20 protein-coding genes are annotated in these 22,216 nt (G+C 70.7%); 9 read left to right on the top strand and 11 right to left on the bottom strand.

Features of this window, described 5'->3' with window-relative positions; genetic code table 11:
- Positions 1-98: 98 nt before the first annotated feature.
- The 3 genes from ACIRSS_RS50050 to ACIRSS_RS50040 form a co-directional block, all read right to left on the bottom strand.
- Positions 99-245 carry a hypothetical protein gene (locus ACIRSS_RS50050; RefSeq protein WP_400909499.1) on the bottom strand — a complete coding sequence of 49 codons (147 nt, stop codon included), beginning with the start codon at positions 243-245 and terminating at the stop codon, positions 99-101.
- Positions 246-521: 276 nt separating this feature from the next.
- Positions 522-1,154: a hypothetical protein gene (locus tag ACIRSS_RS50045; RefSeq protein ID WP_400909498.1), complete on the bottom strand. Its 633-nt coding sequence runs from the start codon at positions 1,152-1,154 to the stop codon at positions 522-524.
- A 248-nt stretch (positions 1,155-1,402) separates the two neighbouring features.
- Entirely contained in the window at positions 1,403-1,639 is a 237-nt protein-coding gene (locus tag ACIRSS_RS50040; RefSeq protein ID WP_400909496.1) for a hypothetical protein, read from the bottom strand.
- A gap of 140 nt (positions 1,640-1,779) precedes the next feature.
- Between ACIRSS_RS50040 and ACIRSS_RS50035 the strand changes: the two genes are divergently transcribed.
- Positions 1,780-2,172, top strand: coding sequence for a hypothetical protein (locus ACIRSS_RS50035; RefSeq protein WP_400909494.1), 393 nt, complete (start codon positions 1,780-1,782; stop codon positions 2,170-2,172).
- 25 nt (positions 2,173-2,197) lie between these two features.
- On the top strand, positions 2,198-2,554 hold the full coding sequence (locus ACIRSS_RS50030) for a ClpX C4-type zinc finger protein (protein WP_400909492.1): 357 nt from the start codon (positions 2,198-2,200) through the stop codon (positions 2,552-2,554).
- Here the strand turns inward: ACIRSS_RS50030 and ACIRSS_RS50025 are convergent.
- Positions 2,551-3,354 carry an SAM-dependent methyltransferase gene (locus ACIRSS_RS50025; RefSeq protein WP_400909490.1) on the bottom strand — a complete coding sequence of 268 codons (804 nt, stop codon included), beginning with the start codon at positions 3,352-3,354 and terminating at the stop codon, positions 2,551-2,553. The genes ACIRSS_RS50030 and ACIRSS_RS50025 overlap by 4 nt on opposite strands.
- Before the next feature lie 31 nt (positions 3,355-3,385).
- Positions 3,386-4,621, bottom strand: a complete 1,236-nt coding sequence (locus ACIRSS_RS50020; RefSeq protein ID WP_400909488.1) for a GDSL-type esterase/lipase family protein — start codon at positions 4,619-4,621, stop codon at positions 3,386-3,388.
- A gap of 89 nt (positions 4,622-4,710) precedes the next feature.
- Between ACIRSS_RS50020 and ACIRSS_RS50015 the strand changes: the two genes are divergently transcribed.
- Positions 4,711-4,986 (top strand): hypothetical protein, encoded by a 276-nt coding sequence (locus ACIRSS_RS50015; RefSeq protein ID WP_400909486.1) that lies wholly within the window; start codon positions 4,711-4,713, stop codon positions 4,984-4,986.
- Here the strand turns inward: ACIRSS_RS50015 and ACIRSS_RS50010 are convergent.
- The 3 genes from ACIRSS_RS50010 to ACIRSS_RS50000 form a co-directional block, all read right to left on the bottom strand.
- Positions 4,983-5,822, bottom strand: a complete 840-nt coding sequence (locus ACIRSS_RS50010) for a GH25 family lysozyme (RefSeq protein WP_400909484.1) — start codon at positions 5,820-5,822, stop codon at positions 4,983-4,985. The two genes, ACIRSS_RS50015 and ACIRSS_RS50010, sit on opposite strands and share 4 nt — an antisense overlap.
- A gap of 91 nt (positions 5,823-5,913) precedes the next feature.
- Positions 5,914-7,362, bottom strand: coding sequence for a radical SAM protein (locus ACIRSS_RS50005; protein ID WP_400909482.1), 1,449 nt, complete (start codon positions 7,360-7,362; stop codon positions 5,914-5,916).
- The gene (locus ACIRSS_RS50000; protein ID WP_400909480.1) at positions 7,362-9,941 is read right to left on the bottom strand and encodes a glycosyltransferase; all 2,580 of its coding nucleotides are present in this window, start codon (positions 9,939-9,941) and stop codon (positions 7,362-7,364) included. Before ACIRSS_RS50000 ends, ACIRSS_RS50005 begins: the two co-directional genes overlap by 1 nt.
- 137 nt (positions 9,942-10,078) lie before the next feature.
- Between ACIRSS_RS50000 and ACIRSS_RS49995 the strand changes: the two genes are divergently transcribed.
- The 4 genes from ACIRSS_RS49995 (at position 10,079) to ACIRSS_RS49980 (ending at position 13,576) form a co-directional block, all read left to right on the top strand.
- Positions 10,079-11,161, top strand: a complete 1,083-nt coding sequence (locus ACIRSS_RS49995; protein WP_400909478.1) for a sensor histidine kinase — start codon at positions 10,079-10,081, stop codon at positions 11,159-11,161.
- A complete protein-coding gene (locus ACIRSS_RS49990; protein WP_400909476.1) occupies positions 11,158-11,802 on the top strand; it encodes a response regulator in 645 nt (214 codons plus the stop codon). The genes ACIRSS_RS49995 and ACIRSS_RS49990 overlap by 4 nt, the downstream gene beginning before the upstream one ends.
- A gap of 93 nt (positions 11,803-11,895) precedes the next feature.
- Positions 11,896-12,273 carry a hypothetical protein gene (locus ACIRSS_RS49985; RefSeq protein WP_400909474.1) on the top strand — a complete coding sequence of 126 codons (378 nt, stop codon included), beginning with the start codon at positions 11,896-11,898 and terminating at the stop codon, positions 12,271-12,273.
- Between the two features lies 1 nt (position 12,274).
- Positions 12,275-13,576, top strand: a complete 1,302-nt coding sequence (locus ACIRSS_RS49980; RefSeq protein WP_400909472.1) for a DJ-1/PfpI family protein — start codon at positions 12,275-12,277, stop codon at positions 13,574-13,576.
- On the opposite strand, the gene ACIRSS_RS49975 is transcribed toward ACIRSS_RS49980, so the two are convergent.
- The gene (locus ACIRSS_RS49975) at positions 13,542-15,014 is read right to left on the bottom strand and encodes an alpha-L-arabinofuranosidase B (RefSeq protein ID WP_400909470.1); all 1,473 of its coding nucleotides are present in this window, start codon (positions 15,012-15,014) and stop codon (positions 13,542-13,544) included. The two genes, ACIRSS_RS49980 and ACIRSS_RS49975, sit on opposite strands and share 35 nt — an antisense overlap.
- Positions 15,015-15,371: 357 nt before the next feature.
- Between ACIRSS_RS49975 and ACIRSS_RS49970 the strand changes: the two genes are divergently transcribed.
- The gene (locus ACIRSS_RS49970) at positions 15,372-19,019 is read left to right on the top strand and encodes a family 78 glycoside hydrolase catalytic domain (RefSeq protein WP_400909468.1); all 3,648 of its coding nucleotides are present in this window, start codon (positions 15,372-15,374) and stop codon (positions 19,017-19,019) included.
- A 15-nt stretch (positions 19,020-19,034) separates the two neighbouring features.
- On the opposite strand, the gene ACIRSS_RS49965 is transcribed toward ACIRSS_RS49970, so the two are convergent.
- Both ACIRSS_RS49965 and ACIRSS_RS49960 read right to left on the bottom strand, forming a co-directional pair.
- Positions 19,035-20,360, bottom strand: a complete 1,326-nt coding sequence (locus ACIRSS_RS49965; protein WP_400909466.1) for a cytochrome P450 — start codon at positions 20,358-20,360, stop codon at positions 19,035-19,037.
- 38 nt (positions 20,361-20,398) lie between these two features.
- Positions 20,399-20,743, bottom strand: coding sequence for a hypothetical protein (locus ACIRSS_RS49960; protein ID WP_400909464.1), 345 nt, complete (start codon positions 20,741-20,743; stop codon positions 20,399-20,401).
- A gap of 185 nt (positions 20,744-20,928) precedes the next feature.
- Here ACIRSS_RS49960 and ACIRSS_RS49955 point away from each other — a divergent pair, with 185 nt between their 5' ends.
- Entirely contained in the window at positions 20,929-22,188 is a 1,260-nt protein-coding gene (locus ACIRSS_RS49955) for a cation:proton antiporter (RefSeq protein ID WP_400909462.1), read from the top strand.
- Positions 22,189-22,216 lie beyond the last annotated feature (28 nt).

Here is a 22,216-nt window from a genome sequence, read left to right as displayed (position 1 = left end):
ACGCAGGTAGACGTGGCTTTCGTCGTCTCTGGGGTCCGTTCGGACGCCAAGAACCCCGGGGCATGTCACATACGTGTCACACGCTCCCGGGGTCCGGATCAGGCGGCCATCCCTGCCAGCGCGGCGGTTCGCCGGGCATCGAGCACGTCGGCCACCTCGTCGAGGCGGTCCGGGAACAGGTGCCCGTAGATGTTGAGCGTCATCGCGGCGTCGGAGTGCCCGAGTATCTGCTGAATGACCTTCACGTCGGCGCCAGCTCGGCGATCTTGAGCGCAGCAGCTTCCACCGCCGGGTTGACCTCCCGGGTCCGTCAGTTGTGCGAACGCAGCGAACCACTCTCGCGGTCGTGAAGACGAGCGCGTCATCCGGCCGGCCGCCGATCGCCCGGCGACCTGGTCGAAGGCGTCCCATGCGGACGATGCCCAGCTTCCCGCCGTCCCGGAGCAGTGCCAGTCCTGCGAGGACGAAGTCGCCGTGTGGCGCCAAGTCAACGAGATGCCGAAGGGGTCACCACTTCTAGGTTATTTCAGGGCCTTTGTGCCGACCAAATCCTTACGAATGGCTTCGATTACTCCCTGTCGCCGGTGGTGCGCGGCTTGGGTGCTGTCGTTGATCAGACCCTTCACTGCCTGGAGCTCTTCCGGAGTAGCAATCGGGTGCGCAGGCACAAAATCGGTCTGACCACTCCGAAACCGCAATTGCATTCGCCCGACGTCCACTTGATCATCGGCATCTCGCATCTGTTGCCATAGGCTTCTGATTTCATTCGATGCCCAGGCCACTATCCGCGCGTCGATGTCTGCGCCCTGCCCCAGAGGAGCCCCATGGTCAGGTGGAGAAGCTTTGAAATCAGGTGATGAGTCATTTATCTCCGGCCAAAATGCGTAGAACTCAGGCCGGAGCTCTGTAAGTCGCAAGAGGTACTTCACCGCATCCTCGTAGACGGCAAACCGTCTCTCATCGATGCTCGTTTGACGCTGCCCTTCTAGCGTGGCATTAGCCACCCGCCGCGCATGCCTGAATCCGGCGAGGCCCACGACGGTTGTACCGATGATGCCTACGGCCGTGGCTACGGCCGAGATTACCGCAGCTTCGACCTGTGGCTGCAGCGAGTTAAGCCAGGTGACGAGGCCGGTCGTCGCGAGTCCATCCATGACGGGATACTAGTGATGACCGCTGTCAGTTCTGCAGCGGGCGGGCTGCCCACATGGCACCGGCAGGCGACTATGAGTGATCATGACCAAAGCACCCGGATCTTGCCTGCACAACGCTGAGACCCGGACGGACATGTAGGTCCACGGCTCGGCAGTGAGCGCGACTGGGTCGCAGGTTCAAATCCTGTCTGCCCGACGGACACAGGAGCCGCTCGGCTTGGGTGATGAACCCGGGCCAAGCGGCTTTCTTACTTCTTGGCGCCGTCGGTGCGGGTGCTCGCGAGGCCGAGCTTGCTCGCCAGCCACACGACCGGAGCCCACACCGGGATCGACATCACGATCAGCCACGCACGGAGCAACGTCCAGCGCGTCGGCGGCTTCTCTCGTGCGCCGTCCATCGCGAGGCTCAATACAGCGATCCGGAGCATGACGACGCCGTACAGGGCGAACAGCAAGATGCCTAGGACCACCCACCACCACCCCATAGCCCCGAGTGTAAGAGCCTCGGACCTGGCGGCAGGTCACGTTCTCGCCCCTTCTCGATCGGGGCGGATTTCTTACACGATCAGGTTGGTCCGCGCGTCGGAACGGCTGGGCGGCCACCCGCAGTCCGCAGAGTACCTCCGTGAAGCACAACTCAATGGATGACGCCGGGTGCTGTCTGCTGTCCGTGGCCTGGAACGTCGCCCCGTTGACCGACGGGCAGCCTGACTCCCGACGTGGGGCGATTCGACGCTCGGTCGAGTCCATCTGTCGCGTCGCCGGGCTTGGGGCTCGTGAGTGGGCCGCTCGGAACGGGACTGGTGAAGAGGCCGAGTTCCGGCCCTTCCTGCAGCTTGCCGATGTCGCCTATGAGATCTCGACGCTCTTGCTCCTCGTCGAGGACTTCCTTGTGCCGGACCTGGAACGGGAACACCGGCGCTGGGCCGAGATCGAAGAGCTGACCGGCCGGCTCACCGAACTCGCCGAATGGACCTCGAACTTCCTGAGCTTGTCAGGCTCCGCCTTACGGCTGTAAGGTCCATCCTGACAAGGAGGTCACGATGGCCACTGGGGTGATCGCGCGCTGTTCGTTCTGCGCCAAGCCGAACACCGAAGTCGAGACGCTCGTCGGCGGGCCGGGCGTCTTCATCTGTGACGGGTGCGTGCAGCTGTGCGTCTCCGTGATCGAAGGCCAGCCCGCCGACGCGCCGCACATCGCGCCCTGGGGACACGATCTGCCGCTCGAACACGTTCTGCAGAACCTTCGGCCGATCGCGGCCGCCACCGCGCAGGTTCAGGAGAACCTCGCGGCTTGGGTGGGCAAGGCGCGCGAACTGGGTGGCACCTGGTCGCAGATCGGCGAAGCGCTGGGGATGACCCGGCAGTCCGCGTGGGAACGCTTCTCCAACGAGCCCTAAAGCTTGACGCCCACGCCGGCGTACAGGCCGTCCTCTTCGGGATCCACCACTGCCGCGACGCGGTCCGGCCGCCAGTTCGCGGAGGTCGTCAGCCCCGGCTCGACGAGCTCGAAGCCGTCGAAGAGGGCGAGCACCTCGGCGCGCGAGCGCGGGTAGATGTGGTCCTGCGTCGAGCGCATCGTCTCGGCGATCTTGGGGTCGCGCAGGACGGCGAAGTCGTTGGTGAGATGCGTCAGCGCGAAGTGGCTGCCGGGGGCGAGCGCGTCTCGATAGGCACCGAAGACGCCCTCGACCTCCGGCAGGTAGTGCCCGAGGGTGATCGCGAGCAGGCCGACGGGTTCGCCGAGATCGAGCAGGCGCTTCACGGGTTCGGACCTGAGCACGGCTTCGGTGTCCGTGGCGTCGGCCTCGATGGCCGCGGCGTTGGCGTTGTCCTTGAGCAGCATGAGACTGTGCGCGACCGCGACGGGTTCGTAGTCGACGTAGACCACCTTCGACGCGGGATCGACGGCCTGCGCGACTTCGTGCACGTTGCCGACGGTCGGGATGCCGGAGCCGAGGTCGAGGAACTGCCGGACACCCTGGTCGAGCATGAACCGCACCGCACGCCGCAGGAAGGCGCGGTTGCGGCGAGCCACACTCGCGACCTGCGGCTGGATGGCCTCGAGCTTCTGGGCGACGGCCCGATCCGCGGCGAGGTTGTGGGCGCCACCGAGCAGATAGTCGTAGATCCGCGCGGCGCTGGGCCGGGAAAGATCCGCGCCCGGCGGAATCCAGTCGGCGCCTTCCTGATCGGTCATGGCGGTCCCCCTCGAGTCGGCTCGACCCACCTTAGCGGCGCGCGGAACCGGCGAGCATCGGGAGCGAGATGAAGTCCGCCAAGGCTTGCTGGCCCGCCGCGTTCGCGTGGATTCCGTCGCCGTTGTCGTACGCCGGCAGGATGCTGTTCGGCTTCAGCGGGTCCTTCAGCACCATGTCGAAGTCCACCACGCCCGAACACGTGCCGCCGCACGACGACCAGCGGGACACGAACAGACCGATCTCGTGACGCGCCAGGTTCGCCTGGTCGTTGTAGCCCGGCCGCGGCGTGCTCGGGGTGACGTACACCGCGATCCCCGCCGCTCGCAACCGCTCGAACACCGATCGGTAGCTCGCCAGGATCGTCGCCGCGTCGCAGCCGTACGCCAGGTCGTTCGTTCCGTAGTAGTAGATCACCGCCGTGACGCCGTGCAGGGCCAGCACGTCGCGATCGAGGCGGCTCCCCGCGTCCAGGCCCGCCACCGACGGCGGCATCCCCGGGCAGGACGGCGCGCTCGTCGTGCCCGACACGCCCGCGTTGGCGACCGCCAGCGGCGTCGACGCGGCGACGATCCGCCGTGCCAGGTCGTCGGTCCACCGGCGGTCCGCGCCGAGCTGCGTGCAGCCCGGGCCGCAGTTCGTGCTGCCGATCCCGTCGACCACCGAGCTGCCGAACGGGACCACCGTGCCCTTCAACGACGCGTTGTGCACGTCGACCGCGCTCACCACGTACGTCGAACCGACCGTCGACGTGAAGGCCGCGCCCGACGCGTCGGCCGTGTGGTCGCCCGCGCCGGCAGCGGTCAAGTAGTTGTCCCGCAGTCCGGCGCCGTGCCGCCCGACGACCGCCGTGCCCGAGACGAACATGCTCACCGCGAGGTTCGTGTCCGGACGGGTCGCGAGCCGGGTCTCGTCGCTCCAGACCTCGCCGCCCGCCGGGATCGTGACCGCCACCCGGCCGGCGAACGTCAGGTCGCGCGTTCCCGAGACGTCGGCGCCGCTCGTGCTCAGGCCGGCCGTCGCGTGGTCGATGGTCAGCGGGCCGGTGCCGAACGTGTTCTGCAGCCGAACGCGCACCGCGTCCCCGCCCTGGCTCAGGTGGGTGATCATCCGCAGGGACTGGCCGGACACCGGCGCGTCGGCGTGGCCGTCTTGCGACTGCGCCCACGACGTGAACCAGGCGTGCCCCGCCCCGTCCGCGCTCGGGGCCGAGGCGACGACCACCGCGGAAATCGTGGCCAGGACAGCGATCCGATGGGCTGCTCGCACCCGATCGATGGTAGGGAGCCGATCACGAGACCGGCAAGCAGCTTGTCCGATGTTGTCAGCGCCGCCGTTTCCGGGTTCGATCGGCGGGTATGACGCTACGAGGCCTGCCGCGACCGGGTGGCTCCGAACCCCGGATCTTCGGCGAACCGCACGAGACGCCCGACGGCACGACGGTGATCACCGTGACCAGCCCGCCCGGGGTGTTCGCCATCCGCGACGGCCAGGCCAAGTTCGAGCCGGCCGTCGACGCGACGCGCGTCGCCCTGCTCGCCATCGGCACCGGGCTGGTCGCCGCCACCCTCGGCACGCTCGCCGTGCTGCGACGCCCGCCGTGGCCGGACCTGTCGGGACGCTGGCAACACTAAGCCGCGCCGCCGGCCAGCGCCACGACCCGGCCGAACGGCCCGTTGTAGTAGTTCTGGTCCCCCGGCAGGCCGCCGTCGCGGGCGAACTGCCAGATGCTCTGCTTGTCCCAGCCCGCCGGGAGCTCGCCGACGTCCGGGCCGTAGCGCGCGAGCCACAGCGGGTTCGTGTTCCCGAACCCGGACGCGTTACCCGTGCACTGCTTCCACCACGCCGTGCTCGTGTAGATCAGCGCGCTGCGCTTGACCTTCGCCAGGTACGTGCGCGTGAAGTCGGTGATCCACGCCGTCATGTCGGCCGGGTTCTTGCCGTAGCAGACATCGCCGTACGGGTTGTACTCGATGTCCAGCGCGCCCGGGAGCGTCTTGCCGTCGGAGCGCCAGCCGCCGCCGTGGGCGATGAAGTACTCCGCCTGCTCCGCGCCGCCCGAGACGTCCGGGCGGCCGAAGTGGTACGCGCCGCGGATCAGGCCCGCCGCGTGCGCGCCGTCGTACTGCTGGCCGTACTGCGGGTTGACGAAGCCAGTGCCCTCGGTCGCCTTGACGTAGGTGAACTTCGCGCCGCCGGCCGCCGCGGCACCCCAATCGACCGGGCCCTGGTGCCCGCTCACGTCGTGGCCGAGCGTCTGGTCGGTCGTGTCGGCTCGCGCGGAGCCCGGCACCACCCCTTCGTGCAACGCGATCTGCGTGCCCGCGAAGTTCGTGTCCGCGAGTGAGTAGTCCGGCGCGGCTTCAGCGGGGACGGCCACGACCACCGAAGCGAGCGCGGCCAAGGCGCCCGCTGCGGCGAGCCGGGGCCGCCACCGCTGTTCGTCGTGTCCGGCAACGGTTCGGCTCATCGGGGCTCCGATCTCGGTACTGGCACGTCCGAAGCCCATGCTGCCTGCCCGTGTCGCTCCGCGCGAGCGGTGTGTCACTCGATGTAGTGATCTATAGCTCGGTGGTGATGATCGCCTCGACCAAGACCTCCCCCACCGGGGTGAGTTCGACGACGCCGTCGTGCGGGCGCAGCTCGACGAGGCCTCGCGCGGCCAGCGACCGGAACTTGCCCAGCCACGGTTCCGCGAACAGCGAGCGACCCGGGAACCGGGCCGCGTGCACGGAATCCCGCAACGGCTGCAACGTCGTCAGCGCCATCTTCACCGCCCGCGCCTCCTGGGCTTCCGGCGTGAACCGCGTTGCCGAGCCCAGCGGAATGCGGCCGTCCGACACGGTTTCGATGTAGCGGCGGGAGTTGACGTCGGTGATCGCCTCGGACGCGCGGCAGCTCGACGACCCGCCCAGCCCGATCGCCACCTCGGCTTCCTGCTTGTCCTGGTCGACCATGATGGACTTCCACTTCTCGGGCCCGAGGCCGGCGCGCGCGAAGTACATCGTCGGGTGCTCGGTGTAGCCCGCCGCGCGCAGGCCGTCGGTGAGCAGCTCGCGCATCTGGTACTGCTCGCCGAGCGTCGGCCAGCGGTGGCCGTCGCGCACCAGCTTGTCCCGGTACGCCGGCAGCTGCCACGCTGCCGGCTTCTCGCCGGTGACGCCGGTGCGGGTGTCGCTGTAGGACGCCAGGTGCAGCTTCGTGCAGACCACCGCCGTGACTTCGTTCTCCAGCACGACGTCGAGGTCGCGGCGGACGCTGTCGAGGGTTTGGTCCAGCAGGCCGTACATCAGGTCGATGCTGACCCACTCGAAGTCGAGCGAACGCGCGTTGCGAACGAAGTCGACGCACATTTCGGCGCTGTGTTCGCGGCCGCACAGCTCCAGGACGTGGTCGTCGAACGACTGGACGCCGCTGGACAGCTTGGTGCAGCCCAGTTCCCGCAGCAGCTCGAGCTTGGCCGGGGTGAACGTGCTGGGGTCGCCCTCGAACCGGATCGTCGTGTCGCCGGTGAAGCCGAACTCCGAGCGGTAGAACTCCAGCAGGCGGCGGATCTCCGGCTCCGGCAGCAGCGACGGCGTGCCGCCGAAGACGTTGAACTCCCCCACCTCCGCGCCGCGCAGGCTCGGCACGGCGTCGAGCCACAGCCGGGCTTCGGCGATGTTGAGGTCGACCCAGTGCTTCGCCTTCTCGTACTGCACTTCGGGTTTGCCCTTGACCAGCACCACCGGGTACTGGCAGAACCGGCAGCGGTAAGCACACGTGGGGATGTACGACCACAGGTGGATCGGCCCCGAGGACGCCAGCTGGAGATCCAGGTCGCGCAGGAAGTCCGCCGGCGAGCCGGGGACGTTGCCCGGGAACACGTGCGCCCCGAACGGGTCCTCCTGCACGAAGTCCAGCAGGTGCCGGTTCTCCGGCGCCTCGAGGACGTCGAGCACCGCGGGCCGCGGCCACGCGGGGTCGAGCGCGTGCAGCGAGCCGATCGCCTCTTCGTAGGCGAGGGTCATCAGAACACCCCTCCGTTGCCGAAGTAGTTGTGGGCTTCTCCCGATTCCCGGTCTTCGCAGTAGTAGTGGACGAACTCCGCGAAGCGCGCGGCCGGGACGTCCGCCAGGCACGGCGGAAGCGGCGGTGGGTGGCCGATGTCCTCACCGACGTGCCGGCGCAGGCAGGCGAACAGCTCGTCGGCGAACTCGAAGTACAGCCGGTACGACGGCGTCTTGTACGCGTGGATCGGCGTGAAGTCGACGACACGCATCTCGTCGCGGATCTCGGCGATCCGGCGCGCCAGCCGGGCGGCCAGATCGGCGCCGAAGAACGCGATGACGGCGTCGTCCTCCAGCAGCGCGGGCGTCAGCAGCACCGGCAGGATGGTGTTCTTCGGCGTGAAGTCCTTGATCGAGAACTCCCACGCCTGCAACGCCTCGGCCTCGGTCAGGTCCGAGGCGACGGCGGGCGCTGACGGCCGGATGTCGCGCATGACGATGATGCCGTCGGAGCCGTAGGCGCGGCCGGCGATGACCTCGTCGATGGCGTGGTCGACGCGGCGGGGGTTGATCTCGACGCGCGAGCGCGGCGCGTACGTGATCGCGTCGCCGCCGCTGGCCACCTTGATCCCGAAGTCCCAGTCGTCGGACAGGTGGCTGACGAACTCGCCGTCCTGCAGCTGGTAGAAGATCTCGATGCCGCCGGCGCGCTCGTAGGCGTCGCGCTCGACGGCGAAGCCCTTGCCGTCCGGGAAGCCGCCGAACAGCGAAAACGTGACCGCGCGGCACCGCAGTGTCCGCTGGATCGCGTCCCACAGCCGCGGCCGCCCGGTGAAGTGCGCCGCGTTGTAGTAGTAGTCGCAGACGCCGATGGCCGCCTTGCTCTCCTCCATCGCGGTGAACAGCTCACTCAGCCAGTGCGGGTCGACGCGGCAGTCCGCGTCGGCCGAGACGAGGTAGAACCGCTCGGCCGGATCGGCGTCGGGCCGATTGCGGCTGCGTGCGAGAGCGAAGTCCATGCCCGCCCGGCGCGCGCACGACACCCCCTGCTCGGGCTCGCGGATGACGTGCAGGGCCAGGTCCGGGTGCGCGGCCGCGAAGGCGCGCGCGACGGCCACGGTGTCGTCGGTCGAGTTGTTGTCCACCAGCACGACCTCGTACCGGCTCTTGTCCAGCGGGCCGTCGCCGTCGCGCTGGTCGTGCAGCGTCCGCAGGACCTCGGGGAGGTTCGCGGCTTCGTTGTACACCGGCAGCACGACGGACAGCCGTGTCCCGGCTCCCATCGGCGGCGGGTAGAGCCGGTCGACGAGGTCGTCGACGACCTCCGTGCCGAAGTGCGCCTGCCCGAGTTCGGAGTTCGCCCGCACCACGTCCGCCCGTTTCCCTTCGTCGGTGATCAGCTCGGCCACTTCGCGGGCGAACGCCGCGTCCGGCAGGTCGCGGGCCCGGATGTCCAGCACCGGCGCCCGGAACCCCTTGCGGCCGTAGACGACGTCGTACAGCTCGTACCCGCTGGTGATGTACGGCGTCCCGGAGGCGATCGCCTCACTGATCGGGTTGCCGTAGCTCTCGTAGTCGTAGGAGGTCAGGAACGACACGACGGTCGCGTGCGCCAGGAGGTCCCGCACCGAGTAGCGGCCGGGGACGCTCGTGTCGTACGGCGTCAGCCAGCCGCCGAACACGACCCGGTCGCGCACGCCGAGGTTGTCGGCCAGCCTTACCAGCCGGCTGTGCTCGGCGGGCGCCTCTTCGACGTCGCCGGCGACGAACAGCCACGCGTCCGGCAGCAGGACGAGCAGGTGCAGGTCCCGGTCGATGCGCTTCTGCGGGATGATCCGCGTGATCCGCGCCAGCAGCGGGACGTCGTCGGGAATGCCGTGGTCACGCCGGAAGCCGGCGGTGCGTTCGTCGATCCGCGCGGGCGCGATGGTGAACGCGTTGGGCAGGACGTCGATGGCCCGCAGGCCCGGAACCCACTCCAGGGTCTTCGCCAAAGCCTGCTCGTGCAGGGCGAAGTAGTGGATGTGCGGCGAATTCCGCGGCGCGGGGACGCCGGGGTACGGGAACCGGCCGTACTTGGCGATGCCCGGTTCGCTCTGCCACATCAGGTCGTGGTCGCGCCAGAACACGAACCGGCCCAGGCGGTGGCGGCTGCCGTAGCGGTCGATCGCCCGGTAGAGGGCTTCGGTGTACGTGACGTTCTCCGGCAGCGTCCCGTTCTCGACCATCACCATCGTGACGCCGAGACGTTCCCAGGTCGCCACGATGCGCTCGGCCAGTTCGCCGGCGATCCGGTCGATCTCCGGGCGCAGGGTGTCGTCCTCGTTCTGGACGACCTCCCTGAGCACTCGCTCGACGAACTCCCGGTCGTAGCCGCGGATCTCGCCGACGCCGTCGACGCGGTCGAGCGTGACCCACTCCGGCAGCAGCCCGGCTTCGTCGCGGTAGGGCCGGAAGAACGCCCCTTTGTCGGGGCGGATGTCGTAGCCGAGGTCGAGGTGGACGTGGTGCCCGGCGAACCGGCGCGCCGTCTTGAGGAACTCGACCACGACCCCGGACAGCGCGGTGGCGTCGAAGGACACGCCCCAGAGGACTGACATCGATGTCGGACTCCCGTCTCGGCTTCGCCGTCACTCCCAGCCTACGGGTTGTGGCGGCGAGTGGCCGCGTGAGCAGAGAGCGCTTTCCCCGCAGCGCGGTGGTTGACCGCGACGCACCCACGCCCCAGAGTGGCTCCATGAACCGGGCCCTCGGGGTGCTGACCTGCGGCGCCTTCCTCTCGATCGTGCTCGGGGTCTTCGGGTCCGGGGAGCCCGTGCTTTCGCTTGTGCTGGGCGCGGTGTTCGCCGTGCTCGCCACCGCGGGCTTCGGCTGGGTGCGCACCCAGGGCCGCACGACGTGGTCGGCCGCGTACGTCGGAGTCCAGCTGCCGCTGGCCTTCGTGACGTTCACGATCAACGCCGGGGTCGGGACGACGCTGTTCCTCGTCGTGCTGGTCAGCCAGTGCGTGCTGCTGCGGCTGCCACTGCCGGTGGTCACGCTGGTCATCGCCGTCGTGCCGCTCGTGCACCTCGGCATGTCGCTGGGCGAAGGCCTCCGGGAAGGCCTGGGAACGCTGGTTTCGGTGCTGTTCGCGGCCGTCATCACCGAACTGCTGGTGCGCGAACAACGTTCGCGCGGCGAACTCGCCGAAGCACACGAGAAGCTGCGCGACTACGCGACGCAGGCCGAGCGGCTGGCGACGGCGCAGGAACGCAACCGGGTCGCCCGCGACATCCACGACGGGCTCGGGCACTCGCTCACCGTCGTCCAGATGCAGGTCAAGGCCGCGCGGGCGGTGCTGCCGACCGACCCGGGCAAGGCCGACGAGGTCCTCGCGAAGGCGCAGGAACAGGCGGAGAACGCCCTTTCCGAAGTACGTCGCTCGGTGAAAGCGTTGCGCGAACCGCGGTCGACGCCGTTGCCGGACGCCTTGCGGGCGCTGGTCTCGGAAGCGGGCGTCCCGGCCGAGCTGACGGTCTCCGGCGCCGAACGGCCGCTGCCGGACGAGCAGCGCGAAGCCCTGTTCCGGACGGCGCAGGAGGGGCTGACGAACGTCCGCAAGCACGCGGAAGCCGCGCACGTGGACCTGGTTCTCGACTACGCCGACGCGTCCGTGCGAGTCTCCGTGCGCGACGACGGCGTCGGCACCGACGGGGAAGAGCCGGCCGGTTTCGGGCTCGTGGGGCTGCGCGAGCGCGCCGACCAGCTGGGTGGCAAGCTCGCCTTCACCTCGGCGCCCGGCGAGGGCAGCGCGCTGAGCATGGAGGTCCCGGGATGACGCCGGTCCGCGTCCTGCTCGTCGACGACCAGGCCCTGTTCCGCGAAGCCCTCGCCACGCTCCTCGCGACCCACGACGGCATCGACGTCGTCGGCGAAGCGGGCAACGGCGAAGAAGCGCTGAGCCAGATCGATGCGGTCGAACCGGACGTCGTCCTGATGGACCTGCGCATGCCGGTCCTCGACGGTGTCGGCGCGACCCGGCGGTTGCGCGGCGACCACCCGGACGTCCAGGTCATCGCGCTGACCACGTTCGACGACGACGAAGACGTCTTCGCGGCCTTGCGCGCGGGCGCGGTCGGGTACCTCCTCAAAGACGTTTCCTCGGCCCGGCTGATCGAAGCGGTGCTGGCGGCCGCGCGCGGCGAGTCCGTGCTGCAGCCGTCGGTGGCCGCGAAGGTCGTCGCGCGGTTCGCGGAGCTCCCCGAGCCGCGGCCCCAGCCGCTGGTGGCGCCGCTGTCCGAGCGGGAACTGGACGTGCTGCGCCTGCTCGCGGACGGCCGCAGCAACCGGGAGATCGCCGCGAAGCTGTTCCTCGCCGAAGGCACGGTCAAGAACCACGTGACGAACCTGCTCGGCAAGCTCGGCGCCCGCGACCGCACCCAAGCCGCCCTGCGGGCCCGGGACCTCGGCCTGCTCTGAGGCGCGGTCACATGACCCGGGTCATGACTTCCGGCACGTCCCGGGCGGCCCGGCACCCGGGATTCTCGTCCAGGACCACACCTGGAGGGAACCGTGACCACCACCGCACCGACCCGCAAGCTCACCCGGTTCACCGGCCACTACGCCGAAATGGTCGCCGCCATGCTCATCGGCATGGTCGCGCTGCACCCGCTGTGGCCGGCGGCCTGGCTGGAGCGCCCGGACGCCGCCGCGCTCGTGATGGCGACGGACATGACGATCGCGATGACCGCCGCCATGCTGCTGCGCCGACACACCTGGCCGCGGATCGCCGAGATGGCCGCCGCGATGTACCTGCCGTTCGTCGCGCTGCTCGTGCCGTTCTGGCTCGGCGCGATCTCCGGCGGCACCCTGATGATCGCCGGGCACGTCGTCATGTTCCCGCTGATGCTGGCCGTCATGGTGTGGCGCCGCACCGAGTACTGGCACTGACATGCGGACCGTCCTCAAGTGGTTCGCCGCGGTCGTCGCGGTGCTCGCCGTCCCCGCCGTGGGCGCGACCGTTTCCGCGCTCTCGGCCTTCAGCGCCCTGTACTCCCCCGGCCCGGACCGCCCGCTGCCCGCCGCGGCCCCGCCGGTGCACGACCCGGCCAAGCCGACCGCCGTGGTCGTCGTCGGCGACCGCGGGGCCGTCGTCTCCGACGCACTGGCGCCGTACGAGATCCTCGCCGCCACCGGCCGGTTCAACGTCTACACCGTCGCGCCGAAGCGCGAGCCGAAGCCGCTGACCGGCGGCCTCGACCTCGTTCCCGACCTGAGCTTCGCCGACCTCGCCGCGCGGCTCGGCCCGAAGGCGCCGGACCTCGTCGTCGTCCCGGCGCTGCCGGACGTCGGCGAACCGAGCGCGGAACCCGTGACGCAGTGGCTGCGGGCGCAGGCCGCTCACGGCGCGAAGCTGCTGAGCGTCTGCAACGGCGGCGGTGTCCTCGCCTCCGCCGGCCTGCTCGACGGCCGCCCGGCGACCGCGCACTGGCTGAAGCTCGACGCCTTCTCGAGCGACTACCCGGCCGTGCACTGGGTGCGCGGGCAGCGGTTCGTCGACGACGGCGACGTCGTCACCACCGCCGGGATCCTGTCCGGCGTCGACGGGACGCTGCACTGGGTCGAACGGCTCGCCGGCCGCGAAGTGGCGGCCGGCGCCGCGAAGGCGATCGGCTGGTCGCGGTACGGCACCGCGGTCCCCGTCCACGCACCGGCGTCGATGCCGGACGCGGCGGCGATAGTCAACGCCGCCTTCCGTTGGAACCCGGACGAGATCGGCGTTCTGCTCGCGAACGGCGTCGGCGAGATCGAGCTGGCGTCGGTGTTCGACACCGAAGGCCAGTCGCTGTCCTCCCGCACGCTCGCCGTGAGCGTGGACGGCGCCCCGATCCGGTCCCGGCACGGCCTGACGTTCCTGCCCCGGGCGGCGCTGGCCGGCGCGGACCTCGACCGGCTGATCGTGCCCGGGGCGACGCGCGGGGTCACCGGGGGCCCCGTTCCCGAGTACGTCCACGACCGGCCCGGCTTCGCCTACGACACCGCGGTGAGCGCGCTCTCCCGCCGCACGGACGTCGCTACCGCGCGGTGGACCGCGAAGGTCCTGGAGCTGCCCACCGACGGCGTCGGCTTCGAAGGCCGGGCCTGGCCGTGGCTGCCGACGGCGTTACCCGTCACCCTGGTCCTGCTGGGCGCGGCCGCCGTCGTCGTGGTGCGCCGGGTCAGGGCGCCCAGGGCTGCGCGACGACCCAGCTGACGTCGTCGTTGTACGACCCGGCGGCGTCCCACGCGTGGGCGCCGCTGGTGTCGGCGATGTAGAGGGTGTTGTTGTAGTGCCGCAAGTACTTGCCGGAGTAGTTGTACGAGCGGAACGACGAGCCCTGCCCGTTCTTCCCGGCGACCGGGCAGAACGTGGCGTCGGCGCGGAAGGCCGCGCTGCCGTCCATCGGCTGCCGGTAGACCTGGAAGTTGAAGTGGCGCAGGAAGTCCCCGGGGTAGTTGCGGGACTCGAACGACACGCAGGACGAACTGGCGAGCCCGCGCCGGACGATCCAGGTGGCGTCGTTCTTGTCCAAAGTGGAGCTGACGGGCGAGATCACCGCGTTGTCGTTCTGGTGGCGGATGTAGTCGTTCGTGCAGCACGCGGTGGTCGCGCGCAGCGAGATCTCCGAACCGGGGTTCAGCGTGCCGGCGGACCCGGTCGCGCCGCCGTAGCCGACCGAGACGACGTTCGCCTGGACCGCGTTGTCCGCCGCGTCGGTCGGCAGCCCGGCGGTCATCACGCCCTCGAAGAACGAGCCGATCGAGCCGTTGCTGTTGTCCCCGCCGGTGCCGAGGACGATCGCGCCCTCCTGGTGCATCGGCGAATAGCCCGCACGCGTCGGTTCGGAGCCGGAGTACGTCGTCCGCAGGCCGCCGGACTGGGCGTTGCCGTCCTTGAGCGCGAAGAAGTTCTGGCCGTTGTTCTTCAGCAGCGCGGTGACGAACGGCGCGGTGATCCCGGTGTTCGCGGTGTTCTGGCTGCCGCCGGCACCGGACTGGAACAACCCGTTCTCCAGGTCCGCCTGCACCCACGGACCGGCGCCGTAGCACGGCTGGAACCAGCACTCGGTGCCGAAGTTGAGCGCGTCCATGTGGCCGTTGCCGGTGTCCTGGTTGTTCGTCTCGGCGTTGCCGTAGTCGAAGCAGCAGGCGCCGTTGACGTGCGTGCCGGAGGTGATCATGTACATGCCCTCGGGCTGGCCGTTCTTCGCGACGCCGGAGGTGCTGTTGTCGCGGTAGCCCATCCGGCCGGAGAACGAGGCCCCGTAGACCTGGTGGCCGCCCGCGGTCACCGGCAGGGCGTCCGCGGGGACGCCGGTGTCCTGGCCGCCCGCGCCGCCGGGGCCCTCGATCGTCAGGTCGTTGTGCCGCGGGGACTGGTCGTAGATCACGGTGATCAGGCAAGTCGTCCCGGCGCAGAAGGAGTCCTGGGCCGCGGCGTTGGCGTACCCGCCCGCCGCCAGCAGGCCGATGTTGGTCTTCGCGCCGTCGGAGGCGCGCTGGACCTGGTACAGCGCGCCGTTGTAGGTGCCGTAGAGGGCCCGGGTGGTGCTGTGCGCCGCTACGCACGGCGTACCCGCGGCCCCGTAGATGTCACACGGCAGCGAGGCCGCGGCCGAAGCCGTCGACGCCGTCGTGAGGCTCGCGGCCACGAGCGCGACGACCCCCGCCAGTACCCGCAGGATCCGCGTCCGATTGTTAGCGCTAACATTCTTGCCGTCTCGACGTTGAGACACAAAAGCCTCCAGAGCGGGACCAAATGATGTGAGCGTTACCAGCGAGCACTATGCAGCTCGGCCCCGCCGTTCGTCAACGCTCCGATTTGCCCGAAACGGCCGTCCGGCGCGACATAAAACGATTTAGGATTCCCGGCACTGTCGAAGCGATTCACCGGCCGTACGTCCCGGTGGAGTATTGCCAACGTGTGAGTTCGTGATTACAGTCACGTATCACGCTGATTTGAAACGTTTTAAATATCGCCGCCCCATCCCCGCCCCAAGGGAGCCCGCATGCTGCCCTCGAAGCTCTGGCGCGCGACCACCACCACGCTCGCCGCGATCCTCGTCCTCTCCGCCGCGTCGGTCCCCCCGGCCGGCGCCGCGCCCCCGGTCGAGCTGACCGGCGCGCACTGGATCTGGTACCCGGAAGGCGACCCCGCGAACTCCGCGCCGGCCGCGACCCGGTACTTCCGCACCACGTTCACCGCCCCCGCCGGCGCGGTCAGCGACGCCCGGTTCGTCGTCACCGGCGACGACACCGCCGACGTCTGGCTCAACGGCAGGCCCCTGGCCTCCTCCGCCCGCACCGCGGACTCGTGGCGGTCGGCGCTGTCGGTCGACCTCGCATCCGCGCTGACCCCCGGCACCAACACGCTCGCCGTCGCCGTCCGCAACTCCGGCGGCGCGGCCGGCCTGCTCGGGCGGCTGCGCGTGACGACCGCGTCGGGCACCACCGACCTCACCACCGGCGCCGGCTGGAAGAGCGCGACGACCGCGCCCGACGGCTGGGAACAACCCGGGTTCGCCGACGGGACCTGGGCCGCGGCCAAGGACCTCGGCGCCTACGGCACCGGCCCGTGGGGCACCCGCGTGAGCACGCCGAGCGCCTCGGAGCAGACGCCGCTTTCGATCGCGAGCGCGACGGTCGGGCAGCGCGTGAACCCGATCGGCGTCGACCAGCCGCGGTTCGGCTGGAAGCTCGCCTCGACGGCGGCGGGACAACGGCAGTCCGCGTACGAGATCCTGGTGTCCACAGGCGGAAAGGACGTCTGGGACAGCGGCCGCGTCACCTCGGCGCAGCAGGCCGACGTCGCCTACGGCGGTCCCGCGCTCGGCTCGCTGACCGCGTACACCTGGAAGGTCCGCGTCTGGGACGGCCAAGGCCGGATGAGCGGCTGGAGCCCGGTGCAGCGCTTCGAAACGGCGTTGCGCGACCCGGCGGCCGAATGGACCGGCGCGTTCCTCGGGCGCGCGACGGCCGGCCCGGACCTCGCCGGGGCGAACTGGGTCTGGTACCCGGAAGGCGACCCGATCGGCGGCGTGCCCCCGGCCACCCGGTACTTCCGCAAGACCGTGGACCTGGCCGCCGCCCCCGCGAAGGCCACGCTGGTGATCACCGGGGACGACACCGCGACCGTCTGGGTCAACGGCACCCAGGTCAGCGACTCCCCGCGGGTCACCGACTCCTGGAAGACCGCCGCCGTCCTCGACGTCGGCAGCCTGCTGACCGCGGGGGCGAACACGATCGCGGTCAGCACCGAGAACACGACCCAGAGCCCGGCCGGGATGGTCGCCAAGCTGACCGTCCCGAATGGACCGACCGTCGTGACCGACGGTTCGTGGAAAGCGAGCCAGACCGGCCCCGACGGCTGGCAGCAGCGCGGCTTCGACGACAGCTCCTGGCCGGCGGCGCGGGCGCTGACCGCGTACGGCACCGGCCCGTGGAGCGCGAACGTCGCCGTGAGCGCCCCCGCTCCCCTGCTGCGCAAGAGCTTCACCGTCTCGAAGCCGGTCGCGAGCGCGCGGCTGCTGACCACCGCGCTCGGCCTGCAGGAGACCCACCTCAACGGCGCGAAGGTCGGCGACGAAGCCCTGGCCCCCGGGTGGACCGACTACACGAAACGCCTGCAGTACCGCGTTTCCGACGTCACCAAGCAGATCCGCACCGGCGAGAACGTTCTCGGCGCGCTGGTCGGCAACGGCTGGTACTCCGGCAGCATCGGCATCGCCGGCAGCCAGAAGTACGGCACCGAGCCGTGGTACTCGGCGCAGCTGAAGCTGACGTTCACCGACGGCACGAGCACGTCCGTCGCGACCGACGGCACCTGGAAGGCCGGTGACGGCGCGATCCGCGCCGACGACCTCTACCAGGGCGAAACCTACGACGCGCGGCTCGCCACCGGCTGGGACCGGCCCGGTTTCGACGACCGCGGCTGGGCGGCACCCCGCGTCAAGACCGGCGCGAAGCCGAACCTGGTGTCCCAAGTGGACAACGGCGTCACCGTGCAGCAGGAGTTCAAGCCCGTCGCGTGGACCCAGCCGAAGCCGGGGGTCTGGGTGGCCGACCTCGGCCAGAACTTCAGCGGCGTCGACCGGCTGTCAGTGACCGGCCCGGCCGGCACCACGGTCACCCTGCGCCACGCCGAAGTGCTCAACCCCGACGGCACGATCTACACGACGAACCTGCGCGCGGCCCAGGCGACCGACCGGTTCACCCTGGCGGGCACCGGGAGCGTCGAGACGTACGAGCCGCGGTTCACGGTGCACGGCTACCGGTACGTCGAACTGACCGGGCTGCCGTCCGCCCCGACGGCGGCGACGCTGACCAGCCGGGCGATGTGGACGTCCGGCACGCAGACCGGCACGTTCACCTCGTCGAACGCGCTGGTGAACCAGCTGCAGCACAACATCCTCTGGGGTGAGCGCTCGAACATGCTGTCCGTGCCGAGCGACTGCCCGCAGCGCGACGAGCGGCTCGGCTGGACCGGTGACATCGGGATCTTCGCCGGCACCTCGACGTTCAACCTCGACGTCGCCAACTTCCTCGGCAAGTTCAGCGACGACCTGGTCGACGCGCAGCACGACGACGGGTCGTTCACCGACGTCGCGCCGGGCGTGCTGAGCGGCTCGGGCACGGCGGGCTGGGGCGACGCGGGCGTCATCGTGCCCTACACCCTGTGGCAGCGCTACGGCGACACCGGCGTCATCGACGAGCACTTCGCCGCGATGGTGAAGTGGGTGGAGTACCTGCGCTCGACGTCCGGGGCCGACCTGATCCGCGACCACCAGACGTACGGGGACTGGCTCAACGTCAACGACAACACCGCGCAGGACCTCATCTCGACGGCGTTCTTCGCGTGGTCGTCCCGGCTGGTCTCACGGATGGCCGCGGCCACCGGGCACACCGCCGAAGCGACCAAGTACGGGACGCTGGCCGACCAGATCGGGGCGGCGTTCACGAACAAGTTCGTCGCGGCCGACGGCACGGTGGGCTCCGGCTCCCAGACGGGGTATGTCCTGGCGCTCGCGTTCGGGTTGCTGCCGGCCGACCGCGTCCAGCCGGCGGCGGACAAGCTGGCCGCGCGGGTGGCGGCGGCCGGTGGGCACCTGAGCGTCGGGTTCCTCGGCGTGGAGAACCTGTTGCCGGTGCTGGCCGCGCACGGCCACGCGGACGTCGCGTACCAGGTGCTGCTGCAGCCGGACTTCCCCGGCTGGGGCTACATGATCGGCCACGGCGCGACGACCGTGTGGGAGCGCTGGGACGGCATCAAGCCGGACGGTTCGTTCAACGACCCGGGCATGAACTCGTTCAACCACTACGGCCTCGGCTCGGTGGGCGACTTCCTGTACCGCTCGGTCGGCGGCCTCTCACCGGCCACGCCGGGGTACGCGTCGCTGCTGGTGGCGCCGCGGCCGGGCGGCGGTCTGACGTCGGCGAAGTCGGCGTACGAGACGCCGTACGGAACGGCGGTCAGCGACTGGTCGATCTCCGGCGGCAAGCTGACGCTGCGGGTGACGGTTCCGGTGGGCTCGTCGGCGACGGTCAAGGTGCCGACGTCGCAGCCGGGTTCGGTGGGCGCGCCGCCGGAAGCGGTCCCGTCCTCGGCGGGGTCGTACTTCGTGCCCGCGGGTTCGTACGTGTTCACGGCTTCGGCGTGACGCAGGCCGGTGCCGTCACCTCACCCGTGACGGCACCGGCCGCACTCCGAACTCCAGGTGGAAGTTGTCCAGGGTCGCCGGGAGCGGGCGGTCGGGAGCCAGTACCGGACCCGTCCGCTGCTCGAAGTCGTGGTCGCGCAGCAGGTTCGCCAGCAGGGTGCTCGTGCAGAACTGGACCAGGTCGCGGCCCGGGCAGATCGCGGGGCCCGCGCTGAACGGCACCAGCGCCGGGTTGGCCTCCGCTCGGCCGTCGAGCCAGAGGTCCGGCTCGAAGCGGTCCGCGTAGGGCAGCTCGGTGTCGCGGTGGAAGAACGGCGTGAAGACCACGACCGTCGTGCCCGCCGGGCCCCACGCCGTCTCCTCCGTCGTTTCGCGCAGGATCATCGGCGTCGTCGGCCACAGCCGGACCGCTTCGAGCACGCACGCTCGCAGGTAGCTCAGCTGCTGCGGCTGCGCCGGGTCGGCGTCCGGCAGCTCCGCGCGGGCCCGCTCGAGCGCCGCCGGGTGGGTGGCCAGCAGGGCCAGGGTCCGGAACGTCACCATGCCCGCCGCGTCGAAGGCGAACAGCCAGTGCGCCACCTGGTCCGTCGCCGTGCCGTCGTCCCGGGCCGAAGCCGACGCCGCCAGGCTGCCGGGCTCGGCGCGGCCGAGGTGCTCGGCCAGCCGCGCGTGGAAGCGCTCGCGCAGCTGCTTGCGACGCGGGTGCAAGTACGCCCAGTTCGCGTCGAGCCGCAGGCGTTCGAGCAGGTTGGTGAGCGTTTCGTCGTCGCGGGCGCCCGGGCCGAGCACGACCGTGCGCACCAGCCGCCACCACGCGACATTGAAGGTCTCCCAGGTCAGCTCTCGGCCGGCCTCCCTCAGCAGGACGGCGGCTTCGTCGGCGGTCGCGCGGGCGAACGGCGCCGCGAGCTCGTGCAGCGAGCGGCCCGGCTCGAGCACGGCTTCGGTGAAGCGGCGGCGCGGACGGTGGTGTTCGGCGGAGGAGATCAGCACGCCGTGGGGCTGGAAGTGGCCCAGCGCGGCGCGCTTTTCCACTGTGGACGGACTGAACGGCGTCGGCGCGCCGGCCAGCAGCGTGCCGACGTCCTCGGCGGAAAGGACCAGCGCCACCGACCGGCCGGGTACACGCAGCTTCAGCGGCCGTCCGTCGTACCGGTCCCGCAGCCGGGACAGGAGCTTGACGGCCGGGCGGTCGACCTGCAGCTTGCCCCCCAAGCCCATAGCGATGGGCCGCCGTTTGATCACCCCGCCCGCGAGCGTGGGCAACGCCACTTCGGCCGCGACGCGCAGGGTTTCGGTGACCGACGCGGTCACCGGCCGGGTCAAGGGGGTGGACGTCATGTCGCCCGGTTACCCGAGTGGACCGACCGGAAACGCGATCAGTGGCGCAGGGCGAGGTTCAGCACGTCGCCCGCGTGGTCGAGGCAGTCGGCGCAGATCACCGCGTCCCGCGCGGCGCAGTCGACCCGCAGGAGCGGGCGCCGCAGGCCGAGGAACGTCCGGCGCTCCCGGCGGCCGCAGAACTCGCACACGGCGGCCAGCGGCGACGTCACCGCCGCCAGCACGTCACCGCTCGGCGTCTCGCGGTCCGCGCCGTCGCGCACCACCTTCAACCCGGCGCGCACGCACTCCACGCAGATCGGCCCGGACCTGCCGGGGACGCGCGGGCCGCGCACCGAGCCGCAGAACCGGCAGGGCCGTCCGGCCCCGTTCGCCGCCGTCACGCCGCCTCCTCACCGGTTTCGCCGCCCTCGCACGGGGAACCCGGGGCACGACGTCACCTCCCGGCCACGCTACCCGCATCCGGCCGCGCGGGGGCATCGGCGGACCCGGCTCACGCTCGGCCGGGACCCGCGCACGGACCTCCCGCCCGGGCGGCACCACGGCACGAGCGGGCAGGGAGGGAACGTTGTCGTCGTTGACCGTGCTGTTCGGGGTGGCCGGGCTGCTCGCCCTCGCCGCGGCGATCGTGCCGAAGCTCGTCGCGGACCGGCCGTTCTCGGTGCCGCTGGTGATGCTGCTCGCCGGGATCGTCTTCGGCCTGCTCCCGCTGCCCGCGCCGTACGGCGACGGCTGGAGCGATCCCGCCGCCCACCTGCACAGCGTCGAATCGTTCACCCAGCTGGGTATTCTCGTCGCGCTCGCCGGCACCGGCCTGTCCGTGGACCGCCCGTTCGGGTTGAAGCGCTGGGGTTCGACCTGGCGGCTGCTCGCCCTGACCATGCCGCTGTCGATCCTGGCGATCGCCGCGCTCGGGTACTGGTGGCTCGCGCTGGCGCCGGGGGTGGCCCTGCTCCTGGCCGCGGCGCTGGCACCGACCGACCCGGTGCTGGCGGGCGACATCGGCGTGCCGCACCCCGACGTCGAGCCGGAACTGGCCAGGGACAACGAAATCCGCTTCACCCTGACCACCGAAGCGGGTCTCAACGACGGGCTGGCCATGCCGTTCGTCCTGCTCGGGCTGGCGATGGCGGGCAGCAGGCCGAACCTCGCCGTGTCGTGGGTGCTCACCGACCTGCTGCTGCCGGTCGTGACCGGCGTGCTGGTCGGCCTGGTGGCCGGGCGCGGGCTCGGCTGGGCGATCTTCCACACGTCGTCGGACCGGCTGCGGCTCGCCGAGTACGGCGACGGCCTGGTCCTGCTGGCGCTCGCTTTCCTGCCGTACGCGCTCTCGGAACTGGCCCACGGCAACGGGTTCGTCGCCGTGTTCACCGCCGCGGTCGTGGTCCGCAAGCAGGAGCGCGAGCACGACTACCACGGTGTCCTGCACGCGTTCGGCCACCAGCTGGAACGGCTCTTCGTGCCGCTCGCCCTGCTCGGGCTGGGTCTCGCCATCGGTGACGGGCTGCTGCGCGGCCTCCGTCCCCTCGAAGTCGTGCTCGCCGTGGTCGCGGTGCTGGTCGTGCGGCCCGTCGTCGGCTGGGTCTCGCTGCTCGGGTCCTCGGCCGGGCGGCCCGGGACGCTGGCCATCGCGTTCTTCGGCGTCCGCGGCATCGGCACGCTCTTCTACCTCGCCTACGCGCTCGACCGGCTGCCGGTGGCGCACCAGGACGTCCTGTGGCGGGTCGGCGCGCTCGCCGTCGCCGTGTCGGTGGTGGTCCACGGCGTGCTCGCCGAACCCGCCATCCAGCGGATCGAGCGGATGGGCGGCCACCTGCCCGCTCATTGAGCCCGGTTGGCGGACGCGGCCACGGGGT

Source organism: Amycolatopsis sp. NPDC101161, from assembly GCF_044768185.1.
Lineage (GTDB): Bacteria > Actinomycetota > Actinomycetes > Mycobacteriales > Pseudonocardiaceae > Amycolatopsis.
The sequence above is the reverse complement of the archived record's forward strand: the minus strand, read 5'-3'. Positions and strand labels throughout refer to the sequence as shown.